Source organism: Streptomyces sp. NPDC030245 (assembly GCF_055572995.1).
The window spans coordinates 1-1,179 of record NZ_JBVICF010000036.1 but is presented as its reverse complement, the minus strand read 5'-3'; the positions used below and the strand labels follow the sequence as shown (position 1 = coordinate 1,179).

Below are 1,179 nucleotides of genomic sequence, written 5' to 3'. Positions count from 1 at the left end.
AATGGCGCGAAAGCGGAGGGAAATTTGAGTACCGCATGTACCGCTGTCGGCATAGCGAACAGCACTCGGAAGTGAAGGGAGAGTGGTGTCGCACCCAGAAAGATGCCAAAGCCAGCTACAAGTCCGCCCTGCGGCAGCACCGCCAAACCATGAGCCAGATGCGCTCGGCAATGCAGAAGGCCGCATGAAGCCCTCCAATCAGCCCGACTTCACCCACCGCGATCTGTGCGACATCGCGGTGAAATGGCTTCAACGGCCAAACAGCGCCGGTGGTCCAGGCTGCCATGTTGCTGTCAGTGAGTGCCGCACGGGCTGGACCGGGGAAATTCCCGACGCAATCGGCTTCCGCGCCGCGGGATTCGAAGACGGATCCATCGTCATCGAATGCAAGGTCAGCCGCTCTGACTTTCTCGCGGATCGTCGGAAGTCTCATCGGGTGTCGGGAGGCGTCGGCAACTGGAGATACTTCTTGGCCCCGGCCGGTGTGATCCAGGCGGACGAACTCCCTCAAGGGTGGGGCCTCCTGGAAGTGAACCGACGTGGCCACGTCAAAGCCCTCGCGGGCGTAGCCGCCTATTACCGGTGCGGCTACGACGAGCTGCGAGAGCAAACCGCCGTGTGGCGTCACGAGGCCGATCGTGACCGCGAGCAATTCCTCCTGGTGAAGGTTCTTCATCGCGCCGGCAATCCCGAAACGGCCAACCGGAATCTGCAGATCGCCTTCACCGAGAACCAGCGCCTGAAGCAGCGCGTCAACGAGCCCACCGAAGAGATCCGCTCCGACCGCCTACGCCGGTTCTCCCAACCGCCTCGAAACGAACAAGCAACGCCCCGATCGACCACGCGCTCCGTCCCCTGCGAACTGTGAGGTAACAAATGAGCAGCTTCGTCAATGTCATTTTCCGATTGCCCGAGGATCCGGCCGAGGCCCGAGCCTTCTTGGACTCCATCGGGGAAGCCTTCGAGAACGACAAACCCCTGCAGGGTGCGCTGATCAGCTCCGCCTCTCTACTTCCCCAGGACGGCAGGGTAATCGCTTTACCCCCGATTTCTGCGCCTGACCTGCTCGCTCCCGGCCTGCAGGTAGCAGGCGCGATATTCCGCCAGATCGCGCAAGCCTACCGACGCGACCATGAGCGCCTGGTGGCAGCAGGCGCTGACCCACAGAGCAACAAACAC

Annotated in this window: 3 protein-coding genes; all 3 read left to right on the top strand. The window is 62.2% G+C overall.

Features of this window, described 5'->3' with window-relative positions:
- Nucleotides 1-188, top strand: a 188-nt coding sequence (locus ACZ4Z4_RS38300; protein ID WP_468338535.1) for a hypothetical protein, incomplete at its 5' end; no start/stop codon positions are given.
- On the top strand, nt 185-868 hold the full coding sequence (locus ACZ4Z4_RS38295) for a hypothetical protein (protein ID WP_468338532.1): 684 nt from the start codon (nt 185-187) through the stop codon (nt 866-868). The genes ACZ4Z4_RS38300 and ACZ4Z4_RS38295, both read left to right, overlap by 4 nt.
- An 8-nt stretch (nt 869-876) precedes the next feature.
- Nucleotides 877-1,179 (top strand): hypothetical protein (locus ACZ4Z4_RS38290; RefSeq protein ID WP_468338529.1); only part of this gene is annotated, 303 nt, incomplete at its 3' end.